The organism is Mesorhizobium sp. M0208, from assembly GCF_040322015.1.
GTDB lineage: Bacteria > Pseudomonadota > Alphaproteobacteria > Rhizobiales > Rhizobiaceae > Mesorhizobium.
On record NZ_JAMYSP010000015.1, the window covers coordinates 1 to 22,610 of the forward strand.

The following is a 22,610-nucleotide window of genomic DNA, read 5'->3' on the forward strand; positions in this document are numbered from 1 at the left end:
AACCGGGACGAATCCACTCGATTAGGATGAGTGATGAATGTTACAAAACAAAGACATACCGTCCACTCATCTAGGAAGAGTGACAGGCGCCGACAGGTCCAAAGGCTCCGCGCAGGACGACGATCTACCGGACGTTATTGAGGTCGTCCGTGCCATGGGACTTGATGGGGTGAGCGAGGACACGGACGCCCCCTCCCCTACCGTGCCGGTAGTCGCACCTCATGCGAATGGCGGCCCGCCCCTGCCGGCGCATCTGGAGAAGCTCGCCGATCGAGCTCGCGATTATGCGGAAGCGGCAAGCTCCTCCAACACCCGCCGCGCCTATGCCTCCGACTGGAAGCATTTTTGCGCCTGGTGCCGGCGCCAGTCTTTTGACCCGTTGCCGCCGGATCCGCAGATCGTCGGTCTCTACATCACCGCGCAGGCTTCAGGGGCTGGAGGGGCCAAAAAAACGGTGGCGACGATCGAGCGTCGTCTTTCTTCCTTGACCTGGAATTATACGCAGCGTGGCCAGCCGTTGGATAGGAAAGACCGCCACATTGCCACCGTGCTCGCCGGCATCCGCAACAGCCACGCCTCCCCTCCCCGACAAAAGGAAGCCGTCCTGCGCGACGATCTCATCGCCATGCTGGAGACGCTCGACCGTGGCACGCTGCGTGGCCTGCGCGATCGCGCCATGTTGCTTCTGGGCTTCGCCGGCGGCTTGCGCCGCTCCGAAATCGTCGGCCTCGACGTTGCGCGCGATCAAACCGAGGACGGCCGCGGCTGGATCGAGTTTTTCCCGGACAAAGGGGTGCTGGTTACGCTGCGCGGCAAGACCGGGTGGCGTGAAGTGGAGGTCGGCCGCGGCTCATCTGATGCGACCTGCCCTGTCGTTGCCCTGCAGACTTGGTTGAAATTTGCAAGGATCGGGCATGGACCGCTGTTTCGGCGGGTCACCGGACAAGGCAAGGCTGTCGGCGCCGAGCGATTGAACGACCAGGAGGTGGCGCGGCTGGTCAAGCGCGCGGCGCTCGCTGCCGGCGTGCGCGGTGACTTGTCGGAAGGCGAACGCGGCCAAAAGTTTTCCGGCCATTCGCTGCGCGCTGGCCTCGCCTCCTCGGCCGAGGTCGATGAACGCTATGTGCAGAAACAGCTCGGCCACACCAGCGCTGAGATGACCCGCAGATATCAGCGGCGGCGCGACCGGTTTCGGATCAACCTAACCAAGGCGTCGGGATTATAGAGGAAGAAGTCCCCTCCCTGCCATCCTGGCATACCTCTCCCAATTCGGGGTTCCGTGCCGATAGTTCAACGCCGACCGATCTTGCCAGTCCGTCCTTGCAAATCAGGAATTGCACTCCGTAATTGCGAGGATGATCAAGCCCGGGCATCGAAACGCAACTCGCCGAACTGATAGACACCAAGCCGGCAGTGGCGTTATGGGCGCGCCAAGTCGGCAAGACTACCGTTGGGTTCGAAATTGCCGAGACACGGCCGTCGATCGATCTCAATCTCGAATCCGATGCGGACAGAACCAAGTTGGGTGGAGCCTGGAGCTGTACCTTGCGAGTATGAGGACGAGTTGGCAATCCAGGATGAGGTCCATCGGCTTCCCAACCTCTTCCAGAATCTTCGTGGTTTGGCCGACCGCCGGCGCCGCAGAGACAAGAAGGCCAGGCGCTTTCTGGTGCTTTGTTCCGCTTCCATCGATCTCACCGGTAGACTGGCGAGACGCTCGCAGGCCGCATCGCCTATCTTGAAATGCATCCGATTGGGGACTGGAGATACCGACTGAACAGTTGAACCCCTTTGGGTGCGGGGCGGCGTTCCCGGCAGCTTTCTGGCGGCGAGGGACCGCGCCGGTCAGCGGTGGCGTCAGGCGAGCGCCCGCCCGCCCGTGTTGCGTTCCCTAAAGACAAGCCGCGCTTCGCAGGGTGTGCTTGCTCGGTCGTCGTGCTGACCGGGTCAAGACCATTCCTCGAGGAGCGGCGAGATTAGCTTGCGCATTCGGTCCCGATCCCGCCGGATCGTAGCCTGCTGGATGACGACGTGCGGTGCAGGAACTGGGAGCGATCAGAGGCGCAGTTCGACAGAATGGGCTGGCTTGCGAGTCCGCTGACCGACCAAAGCAATGCGGTATGGCCGGCTCGAAGAAGCAGTCGTCAGATACCGGATGTGCAGTGTACGCGTGAGGTGAACGAGCATCGCCTTCACGCACGTGCCGTCCGCAATTATAACCAGCAAGGTTCCGATCTCCTGCGCCATACCATTGACTCGTGGGTGACGCGACGGAGTACCCGGGCCGCCAATCGTTCGCTGCGCTGCGCCGCTCAATAGCCCGCAACGACATCGTCGAGTTCTACTCCACGTTTTGGCGAAGCGGGGCGCCGATAATCCGGCATAGCCGGCGAACATCGCAACGAAGGCATGCTTGAACTTGGGAGCATTTCGCAGGCGGAAATTGTTTATGGAGATATGCCGACAAAAGTCGGCAAGTTACACGAGGTCCTCGCATGGCTTATTTTTCTCGACGCCCAGACCGCACATAGGATTGGTCTGACCGCCTGCTCCCGCCTATGAGTGGGATTAGAGGCGACTAGCGGGTGGGTTTCGCGTGAGTCGAGTTGAGGCGGCTAAGTTGACTGCAGTCAACTTGCCGAGAACTGGACCTCGTTAACCTTTCGTTAACATTAAAATTCTTGCCGGATCGAAAGAATCGGAGCTACATGCGGTTAGTGGGCCGGAGTGGGCTTCAAATCGCATGTGCGGGATATTTCGATGAATATGAAGCCGTCGCACCGTGAGGAGATCGCAGAGGTCGATGTGCTGTTGACCGAGCAGGCTCGTGAGTTGTCTGCCATGCTTCACGAGCATCGGCTGGAAATGTTCCCACCAAACGCCCAGAAAACTCTCCGGCCACTCCAGTTGTCGGAGGCCGCTCAATATCTCGGCGTAACAAGCGGGTATCTGAAAAATTTGTCACTCGAAGGCAAAGGACCACAGCCGATAGTAACACCGTCAGGCCGTCGCTCCTACACCGCCGATCAGCTACTGGAGATGAGGCATTTCCTCGACAAAAACAGTCGCACGATGGCGAAATATGTTCCCCACCGACGCGGGATCGAACACTTGCAGATCATTGCGGTAGTAAATTTCAAAGGCGGCTCTGCCAAAACCACGACGGCCGCCCACCTGTCGCAACATCTGGCGCTCACGGGACATCGCGTGCTCGCCATCGACCTCGATCCTCAAGCCTCGCTCTCTGCCCTGCACGGTTTTCAACCCGAAATCGATCACAACGAATCCCTCTACGAATCCCTCCGCTACGATGCCGAACGTAAGCCGCTATCAGAGCTTGTTCAAAAGACGAATTTCCCAGGTCTGGATATCGTTCCTGCGAACCTCGAGCTCCAGGAGTTCGAATATGACACCCCCCTCGCCCTGTCGCAGAAAGATGGGTCGATGGGACGGATCTTCTTTGGGCGGCTCGACGACGCATTGGCTGACGTGGCAGAAAACTATGATGTTGTCATCATCGATTGCCCTCCACAGCTCGGCTACCTGACGCTGACGGCGCTTTCTTCGTCGACAGGCATTCTGATCACCGTGCATCCGCAAATGCTTGATGTGATGTCGATGTGTCAGTTCCTTTTGATGATGGGCGAGGTCATGGGGACCCTGAAGCGGGCGGGTGCGAATATGCGGCTTGATTGGCTGCGGTACCTGGTGACCCGCTACGAGCCGACAGACGGACCTCAGAGCCAGATGGTCGCCTTCATGCGTTCGCTTTTCAAACAGCATGTACTCGTAAATGAGATGCTCAAGAGCACTGCTATTTCCGATGCCGGGATCACAAAGCAATCACTTTACGAGGTCGAACGGGCCCAATTCACCCGTTCAACCTATGACCGTGCAATGGAATCCCTGCATCGGGTGAATACCGAGATCACGGGCCTGATCCACAGGGCATGGGGTCGATAATGTCCAGAAAGAATCTGCTGAGCTCGCTGACGGACCGAAAGTTGACTGCAGTCAACTCGGCTCCCGTCGTGGAAAATTCCCTCACAGCAATGTCACCAGCGCTTGAGCGAAACCGGAGCCGGGGAGCCTTCGGGGCCATCACAAGGTCGATCGACGAGTTGGCTGAGAAGGCGCAGACAGCCAAAGAATTCGAAGCCCGGCTTCTCGAAGGCGAGACCGTTGTCGATCTCGATCCCGACACAATCGATGTCTCGTTCGTCGCCGACCGTATGGACGACGACAAGGAAGGCTTCGAAGAACTGGTAGAAGCCATCCGCCAGCGGGGGCAGGACAGCCCAATCCTAGTGCGACCGCATCCCGGAGTGAACGGCCGTTACATGACTGTTTTCGGCCATCGGCGTACACGAGCGGCCGAATTTCTCGGAAGACCAGTGAGGGCCGTCGTCAAGGATCTTAGCGACAAAGATCATGTAATCGCACAGGGTCAGGAGAACAGCGCGAGGGCGGATCTCTCGTTTATTGAGAAGGCCGTCTTTGCCAGCAACCTGGAGCGCAATAGGTACGATCGCGACGTCATCATGGCAGCGCTGTCTGTCGACAAGACCGTTGTCTCGAAGATGATATCGGTCACCAAGGACATTCCGGACGAAATCATCAAAGCTGTCGGAGCTGCCAAGAATAGCGGCCGAGACCGTTGGTATGACCTCGCCAAGAAAATCAGGGTAGGTGGTGTGTCTGTCAGGGAGCTCATTAGCTCTCCCGATTTCAAGGCTGCTACCAGCGATGACAGGCTGGAGATATTGGCTCGACATCTGTCAGCAAAGAGCGCGGGCAAAGAGACGACGCTTGCTCAAAAGGCGTCGACCAAGTCCTGGGTTCCTGATGACAAAACAATTAGCGTCACCCTGAAGAAGACGGCGAAAAAGGCCACTGTCACGTTGGAATCGGCTGACGGCCCGCTTTTCGCCGAGTTCATCACCGGGCAACTGGACGACCTTTATAAGGCCTTCCGGAAGTCCAACATGGAAGCACCAGGAGAATAGAGACCGCAAAAGAAAAAGGCCCCCGAACGAAACCGTCGCGGAAGCCCTTCTCGTGTTCTAGCAAGCCGAGAATCTCATTTCCGCGAATCAGTGTCAAGAGTTTTAAGCGTCGGTTCGGCGGACGGATTTCTTTTGCCTAATTGAAGGCGAAGGAAGAAATGGAGACGGGTATTGCAACGACGCCCTTTGGGCGGCGGCCGATGTCGCTTGCCATGCTGGCAGCCCAAAACGAGTCACGTGAGATTCCCAAGGGCAGTGTCGTCGACAAATGGCAGGTCTACCGCAACCTCTGCGAGGGCAAGAGCATCGTCGGCATCGGCGATCGCGCTCTGGCCGTCCTGAATGCGTTGCTATCATTCTATCCTGACAGCGAACTGAGTGAGGAAAACAGCCTCATCGTGTTTCCCTCGAATGCACAGCTGTCCCTTAGAGCTCATGGGATGCCCGAACCCACAGTCAGGCGGCACATGGCGGCCCTTGTGGGCAGCGGTTTAATCATCCGTCGGGACAGCCCGAACGGCAAGCGTTATGCGCGGAAGGGCAGGGGAGGGGAGATTGAGGAAGCATTTGGCTTCTCCCTGGCACCGCTGCTGGCTCGTGCTAACGAGTTCGAGGCGGCGGCTGAGCATGTTCGCGCCGACAACAGGGCGCTCAGGCTTATGCGCGAGCGGATCACCTTGCACCGCCGTGACATCCACAAGCTGATCGAGGCGGCCGTTGAGGAAGATGTGCCGGGCGACTGGGGAGGCCTGTGGAAGCGTTTCCGCGGCGTTGTGGAGGGAATTCCGCGCCGAGCTTGCATTGCAGGCCTGGAAGCTATCGTGGCCGATCTGGCCTCGTTGCGTGACGAAGTGGATAACCTGCTGGAAATCCATATGAAATCTACGAATCCGATCGGCAATGCCTCTCAAAGCGAGCGGCAGCAATCTGATTCAAATACCGACTCTATTTTTGAATTTGAACCGGCTTTCGAACAAAGCAGGGCGGCGGTCGAGTCAGAACGACGAGAGGCCGAGAAGCCGAGAGGGTATCCGCTTGGGCTAGTCCTGAAAGCTTGCCCGGAAATTGCTGACTATGCAGTCGACGGGATCGGCAACTGGCGCGATTTCATGATAACGACGGCCCAAGTGCGCGGATATCTTGGCGTTTCGCCGTCTGCCTATGAGGATGCCTGCCATACGATGGGTCAAGAAACCGCCGCGATCGTGATCGCGTGCATCCTGCAGAGAGCGCAGCACATCAACTCGGCTGGCGGATACTTGCGGGCGTTGACGGACAAGGCGAGGGAAGGGGAGTTTTCGGTCGGCCCGATGCTGATGGCTGCGTTGAAGGCGAATGGGGCGACGGTAAGGATGGCGGGATGAATGTGTGGAGACCACGATTTCGGGCTGCTGCGCGTGTCTCAATCAGGCTCGATCGCGCGAGTTCTTGGCCATCGAAGCTGGCCGAGGTCTGATGCACCGGATCCGTGCTCCCGCACAATTTCCTCGCAGCCGGCTGCGAGGAGTTCTATTTGTTGCGCTTCCGTCGCTCGTTCGTCCGTTGAAACGCGCGCATTGCAATTTTTCCGGCCCTGTGGTCGAGCAGAACGTTGATTTCGGACCTCGGTAGCCATTTGCTGCGTCTCTCAATTTCGAAAAAGGCGGTTTGTACAAACCCGGAAGCTGTGTCTCGGTGGATCGGCCATTGACTCTGCCCACCGATGGGTCATATATAACCCATTGGGTTATAGGAAGCGTATGCAGACCGTCGCCGAGACCGCCGAATCGCATCTTTCGAACGCCCCCGGCACCTGGAATCGCATCACCCGCCTGCGGATTTGCAGCGAGAAAGTCGATCAGTTCCTTCCGCTCATCCTCGCTAAACAGCTCCGCCGCCTGCTTGATGAACAATGGTGTCACCGATCTACGCGCTGTTGGCGTACGGCAAGAATGAAAAGGTTGACCTGAAACCCGACGAAGCCAAGGCGGTTGCTGCATTCGCCAAAGCGATCAAGGCAGCGAACAGGAGCAGGACATGAGCGAGATGACAAAATTCGGCGCTGATCTGATCCAGTCTATGTCGGAAGCTCTGGCGCACGCGCAGGGCAAGGACGTTGCCGGTGTTAAGTTACACAGCGTCGATGTTGGCGCGGTCGACGCCAAAGCCATTCGCAAGAAGCTCGACCTGACACAGGATGAGATGGCGACCGTGCTGGGAACAAGCCCGTCCGGCTACAAGAAGTGGGAGCAGGGCAAGCGCCAGCCAAGTGGCGCTGCCCGAACTCTGCTTCGCGTCATGGACCGCGAGCCTGAGGCGGTGCTGCGTGCTCTATCGCCCAATGATGCCGAGGCCAACCGCAACAACAAAACTCCTGCAGCCGCGCACTGAGCAGGGGAGGGGCTTTTCAAAGCCCGGATGCCTTGGTGAGGTTGGTCCGGAACCGATCGCGACGGCGCTGATATCTGCGGGTCATCTCGGCCGAGGCGTGGCCGAGCTGTTTTTGCACGTAACGCTCCTCGATGTCGGCCGAGGAGGCGAGGCCGGCGCGCAGCGAGTGCCCTGAGAACAGCAGCTCACGTTCCCCTTCCGGAAGATCGGACCGGACGCCGGCGGCGAGCGCGGTCTGCTTGACCAGGCGGGCGACATGCTTGTCGGAGAGCCGCTCGAGGTCGACGGTCTTGTTGTCCTTGAAGATACGCCGGAAGAGCGGGCCACTCGCGATGCGGCCAAAACGGATCCAAGTCTCAAGCGCGGCGACGGGGCAGGTTTGGTCGGAGGCGCCGCGGCCGACCTCGACCTCGCGCCAGCCGGTTTTGCCGCGCAGCGTCACCAGGACACCCTGGTCAGGAAAAATCTCGATCCAGCCGGCGCCGTCGCTGTGGTCGTCGCGAACGACGTCGAGGCCGACGATTTCCGAGCGGCGCAGTCCGCCGGCGAAGCCCAGGAGCAAAATAGCCCGGTCGCGCAGGCCCCGCAGATCGTGGCCGAGCGTGGCGACCATCGCCTTGATGTCGTCGCCGAGCACAGCTTCTTTCTGCCGCGGCGGCTTTGCATGCTTGCGGCGAATGCCGGCGAGCACGGTCGAGATATGCCGATCGGCGCGATCCATCGGCTGGCCACGCTGGGTGAAATTCCAAGAGAGACCGGAGAGACGTCGCTCGATCGTTGCGACGGAGAGGGGAGGGATCCGGCGCTTCGGATCGCCGGCAGCGGTGCCTGACGCACAGGCGCCGATATAGAGCCCGATGACCTGGCTGGAGGGCGGCAGCGGCTCGAACCCTTCGCGGCGGCACCAGGAGGAAAAGTGCCGCCAGTCCTTGGCGTAGGCATTTTGCGTGTTCTCGGAACTGGCGGCCTTCGCGTAAGCTGTCGCAGTCTCGACGAGGGATTCCAGACGCGTTGGCGCCCGCGGGGCGCCCATTTCCAGCACCAGATCGACGATGTCGGGCAGGTCACCATCGGGACCGTTGTCAGCCGTTGCGTCGATTTTGGCGGGCTTTTGCCGGGAATCTTGCATGGTTTGGCAGGCTATCGCTTTATGTCCGATAAGGCATTACCGGACATGAAAGCCTGCCGACAGGCGCGGCGGTTTTGGCCGTCACGCCTTGCAAAAAGCGCCGCGTCGATTCATCCTGTCGGGCATGATTCTTCGCCCCGAACCCTCCCCGCGCCACCATGCCCAGTCTCCCGGGCTCCGGCTGTCCGCTCCCGCGACGCCGGTACCAAGCTGGCTGCGCCGGGCGGTCGACTCGGCGCGAACCGTTGAAGATGCTGCAATCGCCGCCGGAGCCGCGATCGGCGCGTTGGACGCTGTGGTGCGCCGGCAGGAGCGGTGGGCCGGCGTATGGCGGCAGCGGCTGGCGCTGTCCGCGGCGGCGGTGACCGCACGGCAGACGGGGCGCGTCGAGGATGAGGCTGCCTTACGCGACGCCGTGCTGTTCGCCCGCCCCGGCGATATTTTGTCAGGGTCGACGACCCTCGGTCCCGCCGGTCTTTGGCTGGTCGCCTGGCGCCGGCTCGCCGGTCGGCCCGCAGAGGGTCTTCTGACGAAGAAGACACTCGCCGCGGTGCTGGATGAATTTGGCCATGCCCACGACGAGGAGGTGGTCAGCAGTCTGGTGGACGAGTTTCGCCAACTCGGCGCCAGCGCCGGGACGGTCGAAATGCTGACCGGTGCGGTCGCGGCCGCCTTGCGTCATGGCTTCGGGAGCGGCGTCGGAGCATGGCTGGCCGACGCCCTGCTCGCCCAACGGCTGGGCTGGGTACATGCCGTGCCGCTGCTCGGCGCCGAGCAGGTTTTTGGAACAGGCGCGGCTCGCCCGCGCCGCGCGGCGTCAGGCATAGCGGCCAGCGAGCCGGACAGTGGACGTGCAAAAGGTCTGCTCGCCGCCCAGGCTCGCGCGGCACTGCGGGCGATCGATCTGTCGGTCGAGCTGGAGCGCCGCGCCGACCGCCTGCTCGCCATCGCGCCGAAGTTGAGGGCAAAGGGTGCGGACGCTATTGTCCAACAGCTGCTATCCGACGACGCGCTCGTCGCGTCGCGCGGGGACAAAAAGGCCGCGATGAGCGACCGTGGCCTGCGGCGCCTGTTCGACCGGCTGGTCGATCTTGGGGCCGTGCGCGAGCTGTCCGGCCGCCTGACGTTCCGCATCTACGGGCTTTAGGCGATGTCGGAGGCGGCGCCGGGCGCGAAGAGCAAGGGAAGAAGAGGCGAAGGTCGGCCACGCGACGGTCGTTCAAATGACCATTTGTTTGACCGGGAGTTGGATCATCTGCCGCCGGAGGTGCGCTGGCGCGAATGGATGAACCGCGTCGAGGCGACGATCTTCGCGGCCAGCGAACCGGTCAGCTGCGAAATGCTGGCGCGCATTGTCGGCAAGAGCTGCAGCATCGATCTTTTGATTGACGACATCCGGGAGGAACTGCGTGACCGGCCCTACGATCTGGTCGCCGTCGCCGGCGGTTTTCGGCACCTGACCCGGCCGGCCTACGGCGACGCCATTCGCGCTGCGATCGGCACGAACGAGCAGGAGCAAAAAAACCTCTCGCAGTCGGAGGTGCTGGTGCTGATGTGCATCGCCTATTTCCAGCCAATCACCCGCGCCGAACTGTCCTCCTTCTTCGGCAAGGAGATTTCTCGCGATCTGATCGGCAATTTGCGCGGCGCCGGCCTGATCGCCTCCGGTCCACGCAGCCCGACACCGGGCGCGCCCTATACCTATGTGACGACGAAAGTATTCCTGCTGGAGTTCGGCTTCGACACACTGCGCGATCTTCCCGACATTGAAGCCCTTGAGGATGCCGGGCTTCTGTCGAAGGAGAAGCTGCTGGCGGGCGACCTTGTCTCCGCATTTCCCGACGATGGCGTTGAAGAACCGGCGTGAATCCGCACCTTCTCGCCAAGACCGTGAAGGTGATGCAGTGCGGAGACCTGAACCTCATGGGCGAACTTGGCATGATGGCACCGGAAGCTTCGTTCCTCTTGCGCCTGTCGAAGGCCGACATCGCGGGCGTGACGCGCGATGCCGGCGGCCGCGAGGATGCCGCGAAGCGATAGAGCGGGCAACAAAAGTAGACGCGGTCGTTTAGGCAGGGAAGGAATTGGACCACAAGCGATGGCTTCGGCAGCGTTGCAGGCGCCTGATATGGCAGGAAAGAGGCTGTCGCTCGCCGTATAATAGGGGCACTGGTGTCAATTGAGCTGACAGTGATGCCCCCGCTTCTTTTTGTCAATGCGCCCCCGGCCCGGTATCAATCCGGCCGAGGCCGGGCGAGGGTCCCTGGTCCGACCCCCCGCGTTCCCGCCCACCGATAATTTGGCACTCTAACGTTCCAGCCGCCGACCAGCGAAAGGCATGACCGACGCGGTTGACCTCGTCAATGGAAAAGCGTAATGACAATAATGAAACGCCATTCCAGATGATATGCCATGTCAAACACAACATCCGCAACCTCGAGTGCCCTCGCACAAAGTCTCGTCGCTGCCCACCAAGGTGGCCAGCGCGTCGGGGCCGACTTATCCACACTTGAGGCTCTGAGCCGCGCTCAAGCTCTAAGTATCCAACATGAGGTCGTCAGCACATTGTCAGTCCCCATCGTGGGTTGGAAGGTGGCTGCCTTGCCCGATGGAGACCTAATATCTGCCCCCATCATTACGAGCCGCCTCCTTCATAGTCCGGCCTCCGTTTCTCAAACGACTTACGGACTCGGTGGTGTGGAATGCGAAATTGCATTTCGTTTCGCGCGCGAGCCAGTTCCGGGCAAAGGTCGTTTCGCGAGAGAGCAAATTATTGAGGCAATCGACGGGGCCTGCGCAGCAATCGAGATCGTAGACAGCCGCTGGACGACGGCCTTCTCGACTCCTCGCAACGCAATGATCGCGGACCTGCTCTCGAACGGCGCGCTGGTCGTTGGTGCGATGAACAAAAACTGGAGAGATGTGGCATTTAACACCCTCCAGGCTCGCCTCGGCATTAACGGAATCACCGTCTGCCAAAGCTCGGGCGGGCACCCAAACGGAGACCTTATTGGGCTCCTCACCATGTTCGCAAACGATCTTCGTGAAAGAGGGCTCGTCTTGAGGCCCGGTGAGATTGTGACGACGGGAAGCTACACAGGTTTTCACACAGCAAGATCCGGTGAAGAGATAGTAGCCGAGTTTGACGGGTTCTCGCCAGTCTCGGTAGCATTTCAACAGCTTTGAGAATTGGGGAGAGATTTATGCTCTGCGGCAAAGGCGTGGTTGCTATCTGGAACGGAATATCCGAGGACGGGCGCCAGGACTTCTATCAGTGGCACATACACGAGCACATGCCGGAGAGAACCGGCATCTCTGGGTTTTTAAGGGGGCGACGCTATCGGGCAACTGATACGGAAACCCATCCTGAGTTCTTTACGCTCTACGAAGTTGAGCAATTCGACGTCATAAAGGGCGAGGAATATGCCAAGCGCCTGAATGCCCCGACGCCTTGGACAAAACGCGCGGCATCGCATTTTCTCAATACGTCTCGTGGTTTGGCGCGGGTCTTGTCGTCGGAGGGACCTGGACCGGGCGGCGTCCTTGCGACAGTGCGCTTCCATCCTTTGACAGTCAACGACGAGCAGGTAGCCGGCGAACTCTCATCGCTTGCATCCCAGCTTATGCAGGCACCACTCATAACCGGTGCGCACTTATGCAAATCTGATGAAGAAGCTACGGAGGTGCGCACTGCCGAGAGTGAGGGGCGGACGGACTTTGATGCGCCGCCCAATTGGTTCATGCTTTTGGAAGCTTGCACCGTGGAGTCTCTGGAAGCACCGGTGCAGGCTGTCCTCCAACATCCAATGGTACGGCAGGCGCAGGTCGGCCGTTATTCACTCGAGTACACCCGTTTGAAGACCGATTCGGCGGCCGGGTAGGTTAAGGGAAAAGTCATGAAACTATTACGATTTGGAGCACCCGGGTCTGAGAGGCCGGGGTTGCTGGACAATGATGGAACTATCCGTGACCTCGGTGGTGTGATTCCGGATATTGGCGCAAAAACGCTCTCACCCACCGGCCTGGAGATGCTGCGTTCAGTAGATACGTCGTCGTTGCCCGCTATTGACAGCAATGTTCGTTTAGGACCTCCGGTGGCCGATGTTCGACATTTTATCGCTGTCGGCCTGAACTACACCGATCATGCAATCGAAACCAATACTCCGATCCCTGAGGAGCCAGTTGTCTTTTCAAAGGCGCCGTCGTGCATTGTTGGACCGAACGATGACGTCCTGATGCCACCAAAATCCCGCATGTTGGATTGGGAAGCGGAAGTCGCCGTCGTCATTGGAGAGCATGCTTTTGAGCTGGCAGAAGAAGATGCGTTGTCGGTTGTGGCGGGCTATCTTGTCTGCCACGATGTTTCCGAGCGCGAATTTCAGATCCATCGTTCAGGACAGTGGATCAAAGGGAAATCCTCGCCGAGCTTTGGCCCCCTTGGGCCTTGGCTTGTGACGGCAGATGAGGTTCCCGACCCTCAAAGCCTGGATCTCTGGCTCACGGTTAATGGGGACATGAGGCAGTCAGGATCGACCGCCAAAATGATCTTTTCATTCAAATATCTGATCTCATACATCTCGCAGTTCATGGCGCTTGAGCCGGGGGACGTCATTACCACCGGTACGCCCCATGGTGTCGGACTCGGAATGAAACCCCCGGTATTTTTACAGCCGGGCGATGTGGTGGAATTGGGGGCCAGTGGGCTCGGCCGGCAAAGGCAAACCGTCGTCCTCCGTGGGTAGCCTTCGGACCTGATACCCTCGACGGGGACCGGTGCCGCGACGCACTTGGCGCCAAGGATTATGAGCGGCTCAAGATCCGGCACGGCCCTTGCGGTACCGAAAAGGAGTCGAAGCACTTTCACTATGGCTTGCCGCAAAGGAGATGCTCCCTTGATAAAAGTTGCATTGATCGATACGGCCCATTGGCACGTTCCGCTCTACCTCGACGCCCTGCTCAAAGCCGACGTCGAATTTGTAGGCATCTCCGATCCCACAGGAACGACCGGACCCGCCCTCGCTCAAAAATTAAAGACAAAGTGCTTTGCAAGTTGCGAGGAGCTTATCGCCCAGGTGAGGCCAGATCTGGCATTTGTCTTTGGCCGGCACATCGACATGCCTATTTCAGCTAACCTGTTGTTGGATCACGACATTCCCTTCGCGATCGAAAAGCCGTGTGGGATAAGATCTGTTGATGTTCGACAGCTCGCCGAGAAAGCGGCCCAGAAGCAGGCATTTGTAGCAGTTCCTTTTATCTTCCGCTTGAGTGACACGATGAGGGTCATTCGCAGTGGAGGAGTTCCTGTAAAAATTGACCACGCCAGCTTTCGGTTCATTGCTGGACCGCCAAGCCGTTATAGGCAGGCGGGCAATCTTTGGATGCTGGAGCGCGATATCGCCGGCGGTGGGCCACTAATCAACGTTGGTGTGCATATGGTCGACCTTTTCCACTCCTTAAGTGAAAGCAGGATCGTCGCGGTATCGGCTTTTGCCACATCACACATCAACGAGTTGTCCATCGAAGATTTCATTGCCGTCACGCTTCAAAACGAATCCGGGGCTATCGGCACAATCGAATGTGGATACACATTCCCCAGTGCCCCTGGCATGCAACGTGACTTTTCGTTCTCTATTCGGTCCAGCGACCGGTTCTTGCGGTCCGTTGATAAGGGCATCGAAGTCATCAAAGACATAAGAGCGGGTGTCGAACATGAATTTGTGGCTGCCGATTTCGAACTCGAGCCCTGTTACTCCAAATTCGTCGAACATGTGCTTGATGCTTTGAAGGCAGGCAGCGCCGCAATAGCAAATTTCCAGGACGCGGCTGGCGTGCTGGAGCTTGTCGAAGCCGCCTACATATCAGCGGCTGAGGGGGGGCGAACAATCCGCCTCTCGACCTAAAGTCTTAGTATCCGGCCCCCGTTTCGAATGAGAACCAATCAAGGAGAGCTGATATGAGCAGCGTGTTCCACCGAATTCCTAAGCGGCATCTTCCTGTCGCCGTCAAGGGTGACGGCATGTACATTTTCGACCGAGATGGCAAGCGATACATCGACGGCTACGCCGGCGGCGCTTGCGTCTCATGCCTCGGCCATAGTCAACAAGAGGTAATTGACGCCATTAGGCATCAAGTCGGTGAAATGGCTTTCTTCCACGCCGGGATGTTTACCTCGGAACCGCTCGAGGAACTTGCATCCATTTTGACGACTGATGCTCCGGAAGGCCTAACTCGTGTTTTTTTCACAAACAGTGGGTCAGAAGCGGTGGAAACAGCCATCATGATGGCTCGGCAATATTTTGTGGAGATCGGCGATCCTAGGCGGAAAAAAGTAATTGGACGCCGGAGCAGTTACCACGGAGCCGGCTTAACGGGGCTAAGCGTTGGATACCAGGTGGCACGTCGAACACCATTTGAAGACATATCCCCAAGCGTCTTTCACATTTCGCCTTGCTATGAATACCGAGGCCGATTGGAAGGCGAGACGCCGGAACAATACGGTCTGCGCACAGCCAATGAATTGGAGCAGGCAATTCTTGGGCTCGGGCCCGAAAGCGTAATGGCTTTCGTCGCAGAAACTGTGACCGGTACTACGAGCGGTGCGACTCCGCCTGTTCCGGGTTACTTCAAGCGTATTCGTGAGATCTGTGACAAATATGGTGTCCTACTCATCTTGGATGAGGTTTTCTGTGGCTTGGGCCGAACCGGTACTCTCCATGCTTGCGAGCAGGATGGCGTGGCTCCCGACTTTCTGACCTTTGCAAAAGGCATTGCAGCTGGCTACCAGCCAATTGGCGCGACCATGGTGAATCAGAAGATTTACGACGCCATTGTAGGCGGCTCAGGAACTTTCAAGGGCGGATACACCTATTCCGGGCACGCCACGGCATGTGCGGCAGCAGTTGCGGTGCAAAAGATTCTGCGTGCTCCTGGCTTTCTTGACCACGTAAAGGCAACAGGAAATGTGCTAGCCGCTCAGCTTAAAGACCGGTTTGCTCAACATCCGCATGTCGGCGACATACGAGGTCGAGGTATGCTCATGACGTTGGAACTCGTCGAAAATAGGGAAACGAAGGCTCCGTTCGCGGCGGCGCTCGGCTTGAGCTCGAAGATCTATCAAAGCGCACAAGCTAAGGGTCTGATCACACATGCGCAGAGTGGAACCGTTGACGGCCATGTCGGAGACCACGTCGTTATTTGCCCACCTCTGATCGCGACTCCGGAAAATGTCGAGACAATCTCGGGATTGCTAAGTGAGGCTATAGCGATAGGCTTGGAAGAGGTAGGCGCAAAGGCGGCGTAGACGCTAGGTAGAGGGTTGTAGTCGCTATCGGCGCCATCGGGAACGATTACTGTTCCCGATGGCGTTGCGTCGCCGCGGCCGCTGGCCATTGCGGTATGGTCACCGTTGGAGAGCATCACTACATAATCTGGATTAGCCGGACGAGCCCACCTACGAAAGTTATGTCGATGAGAAATATGAAACCGGAGCTGTCTGGTATCTCCGGTTTTCATTTGTAACTTTTCGGTGCCATCTCTAACGTCCTGATGCGAGACGTACGCTAATCCGACATCTCCGCCATTTTCGCGAAGTCGGTTGTTACCGCGTCGCGAACCTCATCCAGCCAACCAGGTCGCATCTCTGGCACTGACGACAGCAGCAAGTCGGTATAGGGATCAAAGGGCGGCATCAGCACTTTGCTCTTGGCACCGTAGCGCACAACCTCGCCGCGATACATCACCGCGATCGAATCGGCGATGGATTTCACGGTTGCAAAGTCGTGGGTGATGAAGAGGTATGTGACCTTCTCGTGCTGTTGCAAATTCAAGAGCAGCTTGAGGATGCCGTTGGCCACCAGCGGATCGAGGGCCGATGTCACCTCGTCGCAGATGATCAGCTTCGGCTTGGCGGCGAGCGAGCGGGCGATGCAGACGCGCTGCTTCTGGCCGCCGGAAAGCTCGGCGGGGTAGCGGTCGACAAACCCCTTGCCCATCTCGATCTCGTCGAGCAGTTCGGCAACGCGTTTGTCGCGTTCCCTGCCGCGCATGCCGAAATAGAACTCCAGCGGCCGGCCGATAATGGTGCCGACGGTCTGGCGCGGGTTCATCGCCACGTCAGCCATCTGATAGATCATCTGCAACTGGCGCAAATCCTCCTTCGGCCGGTCGGAAAGCCGGTTGGCGAGCGGCCGCCCGTCGAAGGTAACGCTGCCTTGCTTCGGCGGCAAAAGCCCGGTGATGGCCCGCGCCAGCGTCGACTTGCCAGAGCCGGACTCGCCGACCACCGCCAGCGTCTGCCCGGGGTAGATATCGACCGAGACGTTCTTCAGCACCTTGACGTGGCCGCCGCCATAGGCGGCCGTGACGTTTCTTACCGATAGTAACGGGGTGGCGCCCGGCTTCTGCTCGGCATGTTCGATATCGTGAACGGAGACCAGCGCTTTGGTGTATTCCTGGCGCGGCTCCTTGATGATCTGGTGGGTGCCGCCGCATTCGACCATCCGGCCGTGGCGCAGCACCATGATCTCATCGGAGACTTGGGCGACGACGGCGAGGTCGTGGGTGATGTAGAGCGCCGCCACATGGGTGTCGCGGATGGCATCCTTGATTGCCGCCAGCACGCCGATCTGCGTTGTCACGTCGAGCGCCGTGGTTGGTTCGTCAAAGACGATCAGGTCCGGCTCCGAGCACAGCGCCATCGCCGTCATCACGCGCTGCAGCTGGCCGCCCGAGACCTGATGCGGGAAACGCTGGCCGATGGTTTCGGGATTGGGCAGGCTGAGCTTCTTGAACAGGGCCATGGCGCGCTTTTCGGCCTCTGCCCGAGTCGCCGTGCCGTGCAGCAGCGTTGCCTCGACCACCTGGTCCATCAGCCTGTGCGCCGGGTTGAAGGCAGCTGCGGCGGACTGCGCGACATAGCAGACCTCGCGGCCGCGCAGCTTGCGGAAGCCTTCCTTGCCACCCTTCAGGATATCGCGGCCGTTGAGGATGACTTCCCCGCCAGTGATGCGCACGCCGCCGCGGCCATAGCCCATCGACGACAGGCCGATGGTCGACTTGCCGGCGCCGGATTCGCCGATCAGGCCAAGCACCTTGCCCTTTTCCAGCGTCAGCGAGACGTCGTGCACCAGCACGATGTTCTTCGGCGCTTCGCCCGGCGGGAAGACGGTGGCCTCGATGCGCAGATTGCGGATGTCGAGCAGCAAGCCGGATTTCGGTTGCCCGGGTTTCGGTTGCTTGTCGGCCATTACCCGCGTCCTCCCTTCAGGCTTGTCGTGCGGTTGAGCACCCAGTCGGCGACCAGGTTGACCGAGATCGCCAGCATCGCGATCGCCGCCGCCGGGATGAGGGCCGCCGCTATGCCGAAGACGATGCCGTCCTTGTTTTCCTTGACCATGCCGCCCCAGTCGGCGTCCGGCGGCTGCACGCCAAGGCCGAGGAAGGACAGTGTCGACAGGAACAGCACGGCATAGATGAAGCGCAGGCCGAGTTCCGAAACCAGCGGCGACAGCGCGTTGGGCAGGATTTCTCGGAAGATGATCCAGGCGCTGCCTTCGCCGCGCAGCTTGGCCGCCTCGACATAGTCCATGACGTTGATGTCGACCGCGACCGCCCGCGACAGACGATAGACGCGGGTCGAGTCGAGTATGCCCATGACCAGGATCAGCGTCACCAGATTGGTTGGCAGCACGGAGAGCACGACGAGGCCCATGATCAGCGTGGGGATCGACATCAAGAGATCGACAAGACGCGACAGCAGCGTGTCGAACCATCCACCGAAAACCGCGGCTGAGAAACCGAGGATGGCGCCGAGCGAGAAGGACAGCGCGGTGGCAAGCACCGCGATGAACAAGGTGATGCGGGCGCCGTAGATCATGCGCGACAACAGATCGCGGCCAAGATTGTCGGTGCCCAGCCAATGGGTCGCCGACATCGGTTCCCAGACATCGCCTACGATCTCGCCATTGCCGTGCGGCGCGATGAACGGTGCGAAGATCGCCGCCAGCACGAACAATGCCGTCAGCACGATGCCGATCAGCGCCGGGATGGGGATGCGTTTGATATCGAGCATACCCGCCCCCTACTTCGGATGTCTGAGACGCGGATTGGCGATGATCGCCGCAATGTCCGCAATGATGTTCAGGCTGATGTAGACGGCGGCGAAGATCAGGCCGACCGCCTGCACCACCGGCACGTCGCGCTTGGTGACGTGGTCGACGAGATATTGCCCCATGCCCGGATAGACGAAGATCACTTCGACCACGACGACGCCGACAATGAGATAGGCGAGGTTGAGCATGACGACGTTGATAATCGGCGCGATGGCGTTCGGAAAGGCATGCTTGCGGATGACGTTGAATGCCGAAAGCCCCTTGAGCTCCGCCGTCTCGACATAGGCCGACTGCATGACATTGAGGATCGCCGCACGCGTCATGCGCATCATGTGGGCGAGCACCACCAGCGTCAGCGCCGTCGCCGGCAACGCGATCGCCTGCATGCGCTCGCCGAACGGCATGCCGTCATAGACGGTCGAAATGGCTGGGAACCATTGATATTTCACCGCAAAGAAATAGACGAGCACGTAGCCGATGAAGAATTCGGGAAACGATGTCGAGGCGAGCGCGAGTCCGGAGATCAGCTTGTCGACCCAGCCATTGCGGTAGCGCACCGCGATCAGGCCGAGGATGATCGCCAGCGGCACGGCGACGATCGCCGCCCAGAAGGCGAGGAACAGCGTGTTCCACAATCGTCCCTTGATCGACGTCGCAATATCCTGGCCGCTCGACATCGCCGTGCCGAGATCGCCGGTCAGGACGCCGCCGAGCCAGTGGAAATACCTGATATAGGCGGGATCGTTGAGGCCGAGCTGCTCGCGCAGATTGGCGAGCGACTCCGGTGTTGCCGATTGTCCGAGAATGGCTTGCGCGACGTCGCCGGGCAGGATCTGGGTGCCGGCGAAGATCAGGACCGAAACGGCCAACAAAAGGAGGAAGCCCAGCGCAATGCGCTGGGCCACCAGTCTTAAGACGAGACTCACCTCTTAGGCCTGCCAGCACAGGACGGCGGCCTTACCGTTCATCATGTCCATATTGGGGTTTTCCTCCCATCCAGCGACACGGTCGCTGCGGTAGGCCTTAATGAAGCTCTTGAACATCGGGGTGATCAGTCCCCCCTGGTCTCGCAGGATCAGGTTCGCTTCGCGATAAATATCCTTGCGCTTGGTCTTGTCGAGTTCGCCTCGCGCTTTCAAGATCAACGCGTCGAACTTTGGATCCTTGAAACGGGTATCGTTCCAATTCGCCGAGGAGAAATAGACGGTTGAGTATATCTGATCCTGCGTAGGCCGACCGCTCCACTCTCCGGCCGAAAAGGGCTCCTTGTTCCAGACTTGGTCATATAGCCGTCGCTCGGCTCGCGCTTGAGTTCGATGTTAATGCCTGCCTTAGCTGCGCTTTGTTGGAACAACTGGGCCGCGTCGACGGCCCCGGCGAAGGCGACGTCGGAGGTCCTCAGCAGGATCGAGCCGTCATGGCCGGACTTCTTATAGTGGAACTTGGCTTTATCCGGGTCATAGGCGCGCTGCGGGATGGAGTCGTCAAACAGCGGATAGGATGCATTGATGGGGGAATCGTTGCCGATCGACCCGTAACCGGCAAGAATTTTGTTCAGCATTTCCTCACGGTCGATCGCCAGCTTCAGCGCCATCCGGAGGTCGTAGTTGTCAAAGGGAGTAGTGTCACAGAACATGTTGAAGCAGTTGTATGCGCGGCCAACTGCTGACTCAACGATGACCTTCGGTGCCTGCTTGAGAAGCCCGGCAACGCGTGGTTCGACCAGGTTGACCATGTCCACTTGGGCAGACTGAAGCGCCGAATTCCTCGCGGTCGAATCGTTTATCACTAGGATATTGACCGCGTCGAAATGACCGACGGTCGGATCCCAGTAATTCTTAAACTTTTCCATCTGGATGCGTGCGCCCGGCTCGAAGCTATTCAGCTTGTAGGCGCCGCTGAATATCCCTGCGTCCGGCTTGTCTATTCCCCCACCAGGCTGGATCAGCAAATGCCAATCGGACATTAAATAGGGCAGATCTGCGTTGGGGGATTTAAGCGAAATGACGACATTGCTGCCATCCACCTTCACGTCCGCGATTTGCTGAAGGATGCCGAAGGCGCCCGACTTGGAATTCTTGTCGGAATGGCGCTGAATTGTCTTCACGATGTCGTCCGGCGACATCGTCTTACCATTGTGAAACTCGACGCCCTTGCGAATTTTGAATGTCCAAGTGGCGGCATCGACCGAACTTTCCCAGCTTTCGGCAAGGGCGGGTACCGCTTCGCCCTTTGGTGAGACTTGGACCAGGGTCTCACCCAAGGTGTGGAGGTAAACGAGGGCGACGCCGTTGGAAGCCAGTGCAGGGTCCAGGGAGTCTGTTGTACCTCCGCCCCCGAGCCCCATTGTCAGGGTACCACCTTTGTTTGGCGCGGCCGCGTTTGCGCCGGTGCCGAACATGCTATTTGCGGCGGCCGCGGCGAGACCTAGAGCCATGGTCCGTTGGAGGAAGCCCCGACGGCTATACCCGGCTTCTCCGGCAATTTCTGCGACATGACTGAACTCATCGTTTTTCATTACTCTTCCCCTGTCGTTTCTTAGCAGTGATAAGTAGTTTCTCAGTCGGTCTATCCAGCATTTAGGCGTGGATAAGATGTGAATTGCCGAACTCTGTTACGGGCCTGGGGCACACAGGCCGCCGACAAAACGAATGAACGTCCTTCCTATTTTCGTATGCCTGGCAGCCATTAGATGGCCCCGAGCGCACGCTACCGGTATGGAGCTACCGTGCCCAAAGTGGAAGCCCGTTCCAACTAGATCACCGTTTCAAAATACCGTCAAGGGCTGCGGTAAAGTTTTGCTTTGCGGCTCAAACAAGGGCACGACGACGTATCGATCTAACGGATTTAGGGATTGGCTGCGGTCGACGCTCACATGAGCTGCGGACGGTAAATCAGCGGTCGGGCCGGCCGACAGGGCTCTGCGCAGGGGCACAGGTCAATGCTGCCTGCCAAGCGATCTAAACCCGATAGACACTCACCAATAGTCTCCGGAACAGCGGCCTTGGTTGGGCCCTAAAGATCCGATTCAGCCGTTAAGCGTATAAGAGCCAGGGCTACGTAGCTGAGCACAAATCGACAGGAACGGCCTAGAGGTCGAGCTTTAGGCGCCTGGAACCCGCGCGCGAGCAACAAATCATCACGACGGTTTGCGACGCCTTCTCTTCATCGGTCAAGACGAAGTCGCGGTGATCTGCTGTTCCGCCCAGAAGACCTGTTGCGCATGTCCCACAAATTCCCTCTTCGCATGAACTATCAGGGAATATCCCGTTCTCGCGTAGGACGTGCAGAATGGATTTTTGCGGCGGGACGTTCAAGATTTGTCCGGTTGAATCGATCTCTATTTCGAAGGTCGAGTCCTGTCCTGACCCGGTTGATAGAGTCGGGTCTATCTTAAACCGTTCAAAATGAACGGAGTTTGCCTGCCAATCCCATGTGGCGGCTTTAACACCTTCAATGAGACCAGCAGGCCCGCAGCAATATACTTGCTGTCCTTCCACCCGTTCACGGAGCAGGGAAGCGAGGTCGAGTCTTTTCCCGGAATGTTCGCCATTGAAGTGCATCACCGTGCGTCGGCTAAAGGGTGTCGCGTCAAGAATCTCTCGAAAGGCGGCTCGCTCAGGATTTCGAGCACAGTAGTGAATCGAGTATGCCGCGCCTGTTCTCTCGAGATAACGGGCCATCGACAAAATTGGTGTGATGCCAATACCTCCGGCGATTAGGGTATAGATACTAGCTCCCGCCATCAGCTGAAAATTGTTCAGGGGATCTGAGATTTGAACTTGACTGCCCACGGCAAGGTTGTCGTGCACGTAGACAGAGCCGCCGCGCCCGGCGGGCTCGCGAAGAACAGCGATAACGTAGCGCTGGCGTTCGTGAGGATCGTTGCACAGTGAGTAAGACCGTGTGCGGCCGTCGGGCAAGTGCAAATTTATGTGGGCACCGGCTTCAAAAGGAGGAAGAAGCGCGCCGTCAGGGTCTGCCATCTCGTAAGAG

Annotated in this window: 19 protein-coding genes and 1 pseudogene; 14 read left to right on the forward strand and 6 right to left on the reverse strand. The window is 58.9% G+C overall.

Annotated features, from left to right (window positions below):
* Window positions 1–154 precede the first annotated feature (154 nt).
* The 6 genes from NKJ17_RS16635 to NKJ17_RS16660 all read left to right on the forward strand — a co-directional run bounded on the left by NKJ17_RS16635 (window position 155) and on the right by NKJ17_RS16660 (window position 7,376).
* A complete protein-coding gene (locus tag NKJ17_RS16635; RefSeq protein WP_352689559.1) occupies window positions 155–1,225 on the forward strand; it encodes a site-specific integrase in 1,071 nt (356 codons plus the stop codon).
* Between the two features lie 1,535 nt (window positions 1,226–2,760).
* The gene (repA, locus tag NKJ17_RS16640) at window positions 2,761–3,963 is read left to right on the forward strand and encodes a plasmid partitioning protein RepA (RefSeq protein ID WP_352689435.1); all 1,203 of its coding nucleotides are present in this window, start codon (window positions 2,761–2,763) and stop codon (window positions 3,961–3,963) included.
* The gene (repB, locus tag NKJ17_RS16645; RefSeq protein ID WP_352689436.1) at window positions 3,963–5,006 is read left to right on the forward strand and encodes a plasmid partitioning protein RepB; all 1,044 of its coding nucleotides are present in this window, start codon (window positions 3,963–3,965) and stop codon (window positions 5,004–5,006) included. The genes repA and repB overlap by 1 nt, the downstream gene beginning before the upstream one ends.
* A gap of 158 nt (window positions 5,007–5,164) precedes the next feature.
* Window positions 5,165–6,370 carry a plasmid replication protein RepC gene (gene repC, locus NKJ17_RS16650; protein WP_352689560.1) on the forward strand — a complete coding sequence of 402 codons (1,206 nt, stop codon included), beginning with the start codon at window positions 5,165–5,167 and terminating at the stop codon, window positions 6,368–6,370.
* A gap of 375 nt (window positions 6,371–6,745) precedes the next feature.
* A complete protein-coding gene (locus NKJ17_RS16655; RefSeq protein ID WP_352689437.1) occupies window positions 6,746–6,955 on the forward strand; it encodes a hypothetical protein in 210 nt (69 codons plus the stop codon).
* 76 nt (window positions 6,956–7,031) lie between these two features.
* The gene (locus NKJ17_RS16660) at window positions 7,032–7,376 is read left to right on the forward strand and encodes a helix-turn-helix domain-containing protein (protein ID WP_352689438.1); all 345 of its coding nucleotides are present in this window, start codon (window positions 7,032–7,034) and stop codon (window positions 7,374–7,376) included.
* A gap of 16 nt (window positions 7,377–7,392) precedes the next feature.
* Here NKJ17_RS16660 and NKJ17_RS16665 read toward each other — a convergent pair whose 3' ends face one another.
* Window positions 7,393–8,505 (reverse strand): tyrosine-type recombinase/integrase, encoded by a 1,113-nt coding sequence (locus tag NKJ17_RS16665; protein WP_352689439.1) that lies wholly within the window; start codon window positions 8,503–8,505, stop codon window positions 7,393–7,395.
* A gap of 124 nt (window positions 8,506–8,629) precedes the next feature.
* Between NKJ17_RS16665 and NKJ17_RS16670 the strand changes: the two genes are divergently transcribed.
* The 8 genes from NKJ17_RS16670 to NKJ17_RS16705 all read left to right on the forward strand — a co-directional run bounded on the left by NKJ17_RS16670 (window position 8,630) and on the right by NKJ17_RS16705 (window position 15,805).
* Window positions 8,630–9,652, forward strand: coding sequence for a DUF1403 family protein (locus NKJ17_RS16670; protein WP_352689561.1), 1,023 nt, complete (start codon window positions 8,630–8,632; stop codon window positions 9,650–9,652).
* 3 nt (window positions 9,653–9,655) lie between these two features.
* On the forward strand, window positions 9,656–10,372 hold the full coding sequence (gene scpB / locus NKJ17_RS16675; protein WP_352689440.1) for an SMC-Scp complex subunit ScpB: 717 nt from the start codon (window positions 9,656–9,658) through the stop codon (window positions 10,370–10,372).
* Window positions 10,369–10,545 carry a hypothetical protein gene (locus tag NKJ17_RS16680; RefSeq protein WP_352689441.1) on the forward strand — a complete coding sequence of 59 codons (177 nt, stop codon included), beginning with the start codon at window positions 10,369–10,371 and terminating at the stop codon, window positions 10,543–10,545. Before scpB ends, NKJ17_RS16680 begins: the two co-directional genes overlap by 4 nt.
* A gap of 561 nt (window positions 10,546–11,106) precedes the next feature.
* Window positions 11,107–11,691 carry a fumarylacetoacetate hydrolase family protein gene (locus NKJ17_RS16685; RefSeq protein ID WP_352689442.1) on the forward strand — a complete coding sequence of 195 codons (585 nt, stop codon included), beginning with the start codon at window positions 11,107–11,109 and terminating at the stop codon, window positions 11,689–11,691.
* 17 nt (window positions 11,692–11,708) lie between these two features.
* Window positions 11,709–12,386 (forward strand): hypothetical protein, encoded by a 678-nt coding sequence (locus NKJ17_RS16690; protein WP_352689443.1) that lies wholly within the window; start codon window positions 11,709–11,711, stop codon window positions 12,384–12,386.
* 15 nt (window positions 12,387–12,401) lie between these two features.
* Window positions 12,402–13,247 (forward strand): fumarylacetoacetate hydrolase family protein, encoded by an 846-nt coding sequence (locus NKJ17_RS16695; RefSeq protein ID WP_352689444.1) that lies wholly within the window; start codon window positions 12,402–12,404, stop codon window positions 13,245–13,247.
* Between the two features lie 150 nt (window positions 13,248–13,397).
* Window positions 13,398–14,405: a Gfo/Idh/MocA family protein gene (locus NKJ17_RS16700; RefSeq protein WP_352689445.1), complete on the forward strand. Its 1,008-nt coding sequence runs from the start codon at window positions 13,398–13,400 to the stop codon at window positions 14,403–14,405.
* Between the two features lie 53 nt (window positions 14,406–14,458).
* Window positions 14,459–15,805 carry an aspartate aminotransferase family protein gene (locus NKJ17_RS16705; RefSeq protein WP_352689446.1) on the forward strand — a complete coding sequence of 449 codons (1,347 nt, stop codon included), beginning with the start codon at window positions 14,459–14,461 and terminating at the stop codon, window positions 15,803–15,805.
* 259 nt (window positions 15,806–16,064) lie between these two features.
* Here the strand turns inward: NKJ17_RS16705 and NKJ17_RS16710 are convergent, their stop codons facing one another.
* The 5 genes and pseudogenes from NKJ17_RS16710 to NKJ17_RS16730 all read right to left on the reverse strand — a co-directional run bounded on the left by NKJ17_RS16710 (window position 16,065) and on the right by NKJ17_RS16730 (window position 22,600).
* Window positions 16,065–17,750, reverse strand: coding sequence for an ABC transporter ATP-binding protein (locus NKJ17_RS16710; protein WP_352689447.1), 1,686 nt, complete (start codon window positions 17,748–17,750; stop codon window positions 16,065–16,067).
* Window positions 17,750–18,574 carry an ABC transporter permease gene (locus NKJ17_RS16715; RefSeq protein WP_352689448.1) on the reverse strand — a complete coding sequence of 275 codons (825 nt, stop codon included), beginning with the start codon at window positions 18,572–18,574 and terminating at the stop codon, window positions 17,750–17,752. Before NKJ17_RS16715 ends, NKJ17_RS16710 begins: the two co-directional genes overlap by 1 nt.
* Window positions 18,575–18,583: 9 nt before the next feature.
* Window positions 18,584–19,540 (reverse strand): ABC transporter permease, encoded by a 957-nt coding sequence (locus tag NKJ17_RS16720; RefSeq protein WP_352689449.1) that lies wholly within the window; start codon window positions 19,538–19,540, stop codon window positions 18,584–18,586.
* A gap of 3 nt (window positions 19,541–19,543) precedes the next feature.
* Window positions 19,544–21,132 (reverse strand): annotated as a pseudogene (locus NKJ17_RS16725) (ABC transporter substrate-binding protein).
* A gap of 571 nt (window positions 21,133–21,703) precedes the next feature.
* Window positions 21,704–22,600, reverse strand: coding sequence for a PDR/VanB family oxidoreductase (locus NKJ17_RS16730; protein ID WP_352689450.1), 897 nt, complete (start codon window positions 22,598–22,600; stop codon window positions 21,704–21,706).
* Window positions 22,601–22,610 lie beyond the last annotated feature (10 nt).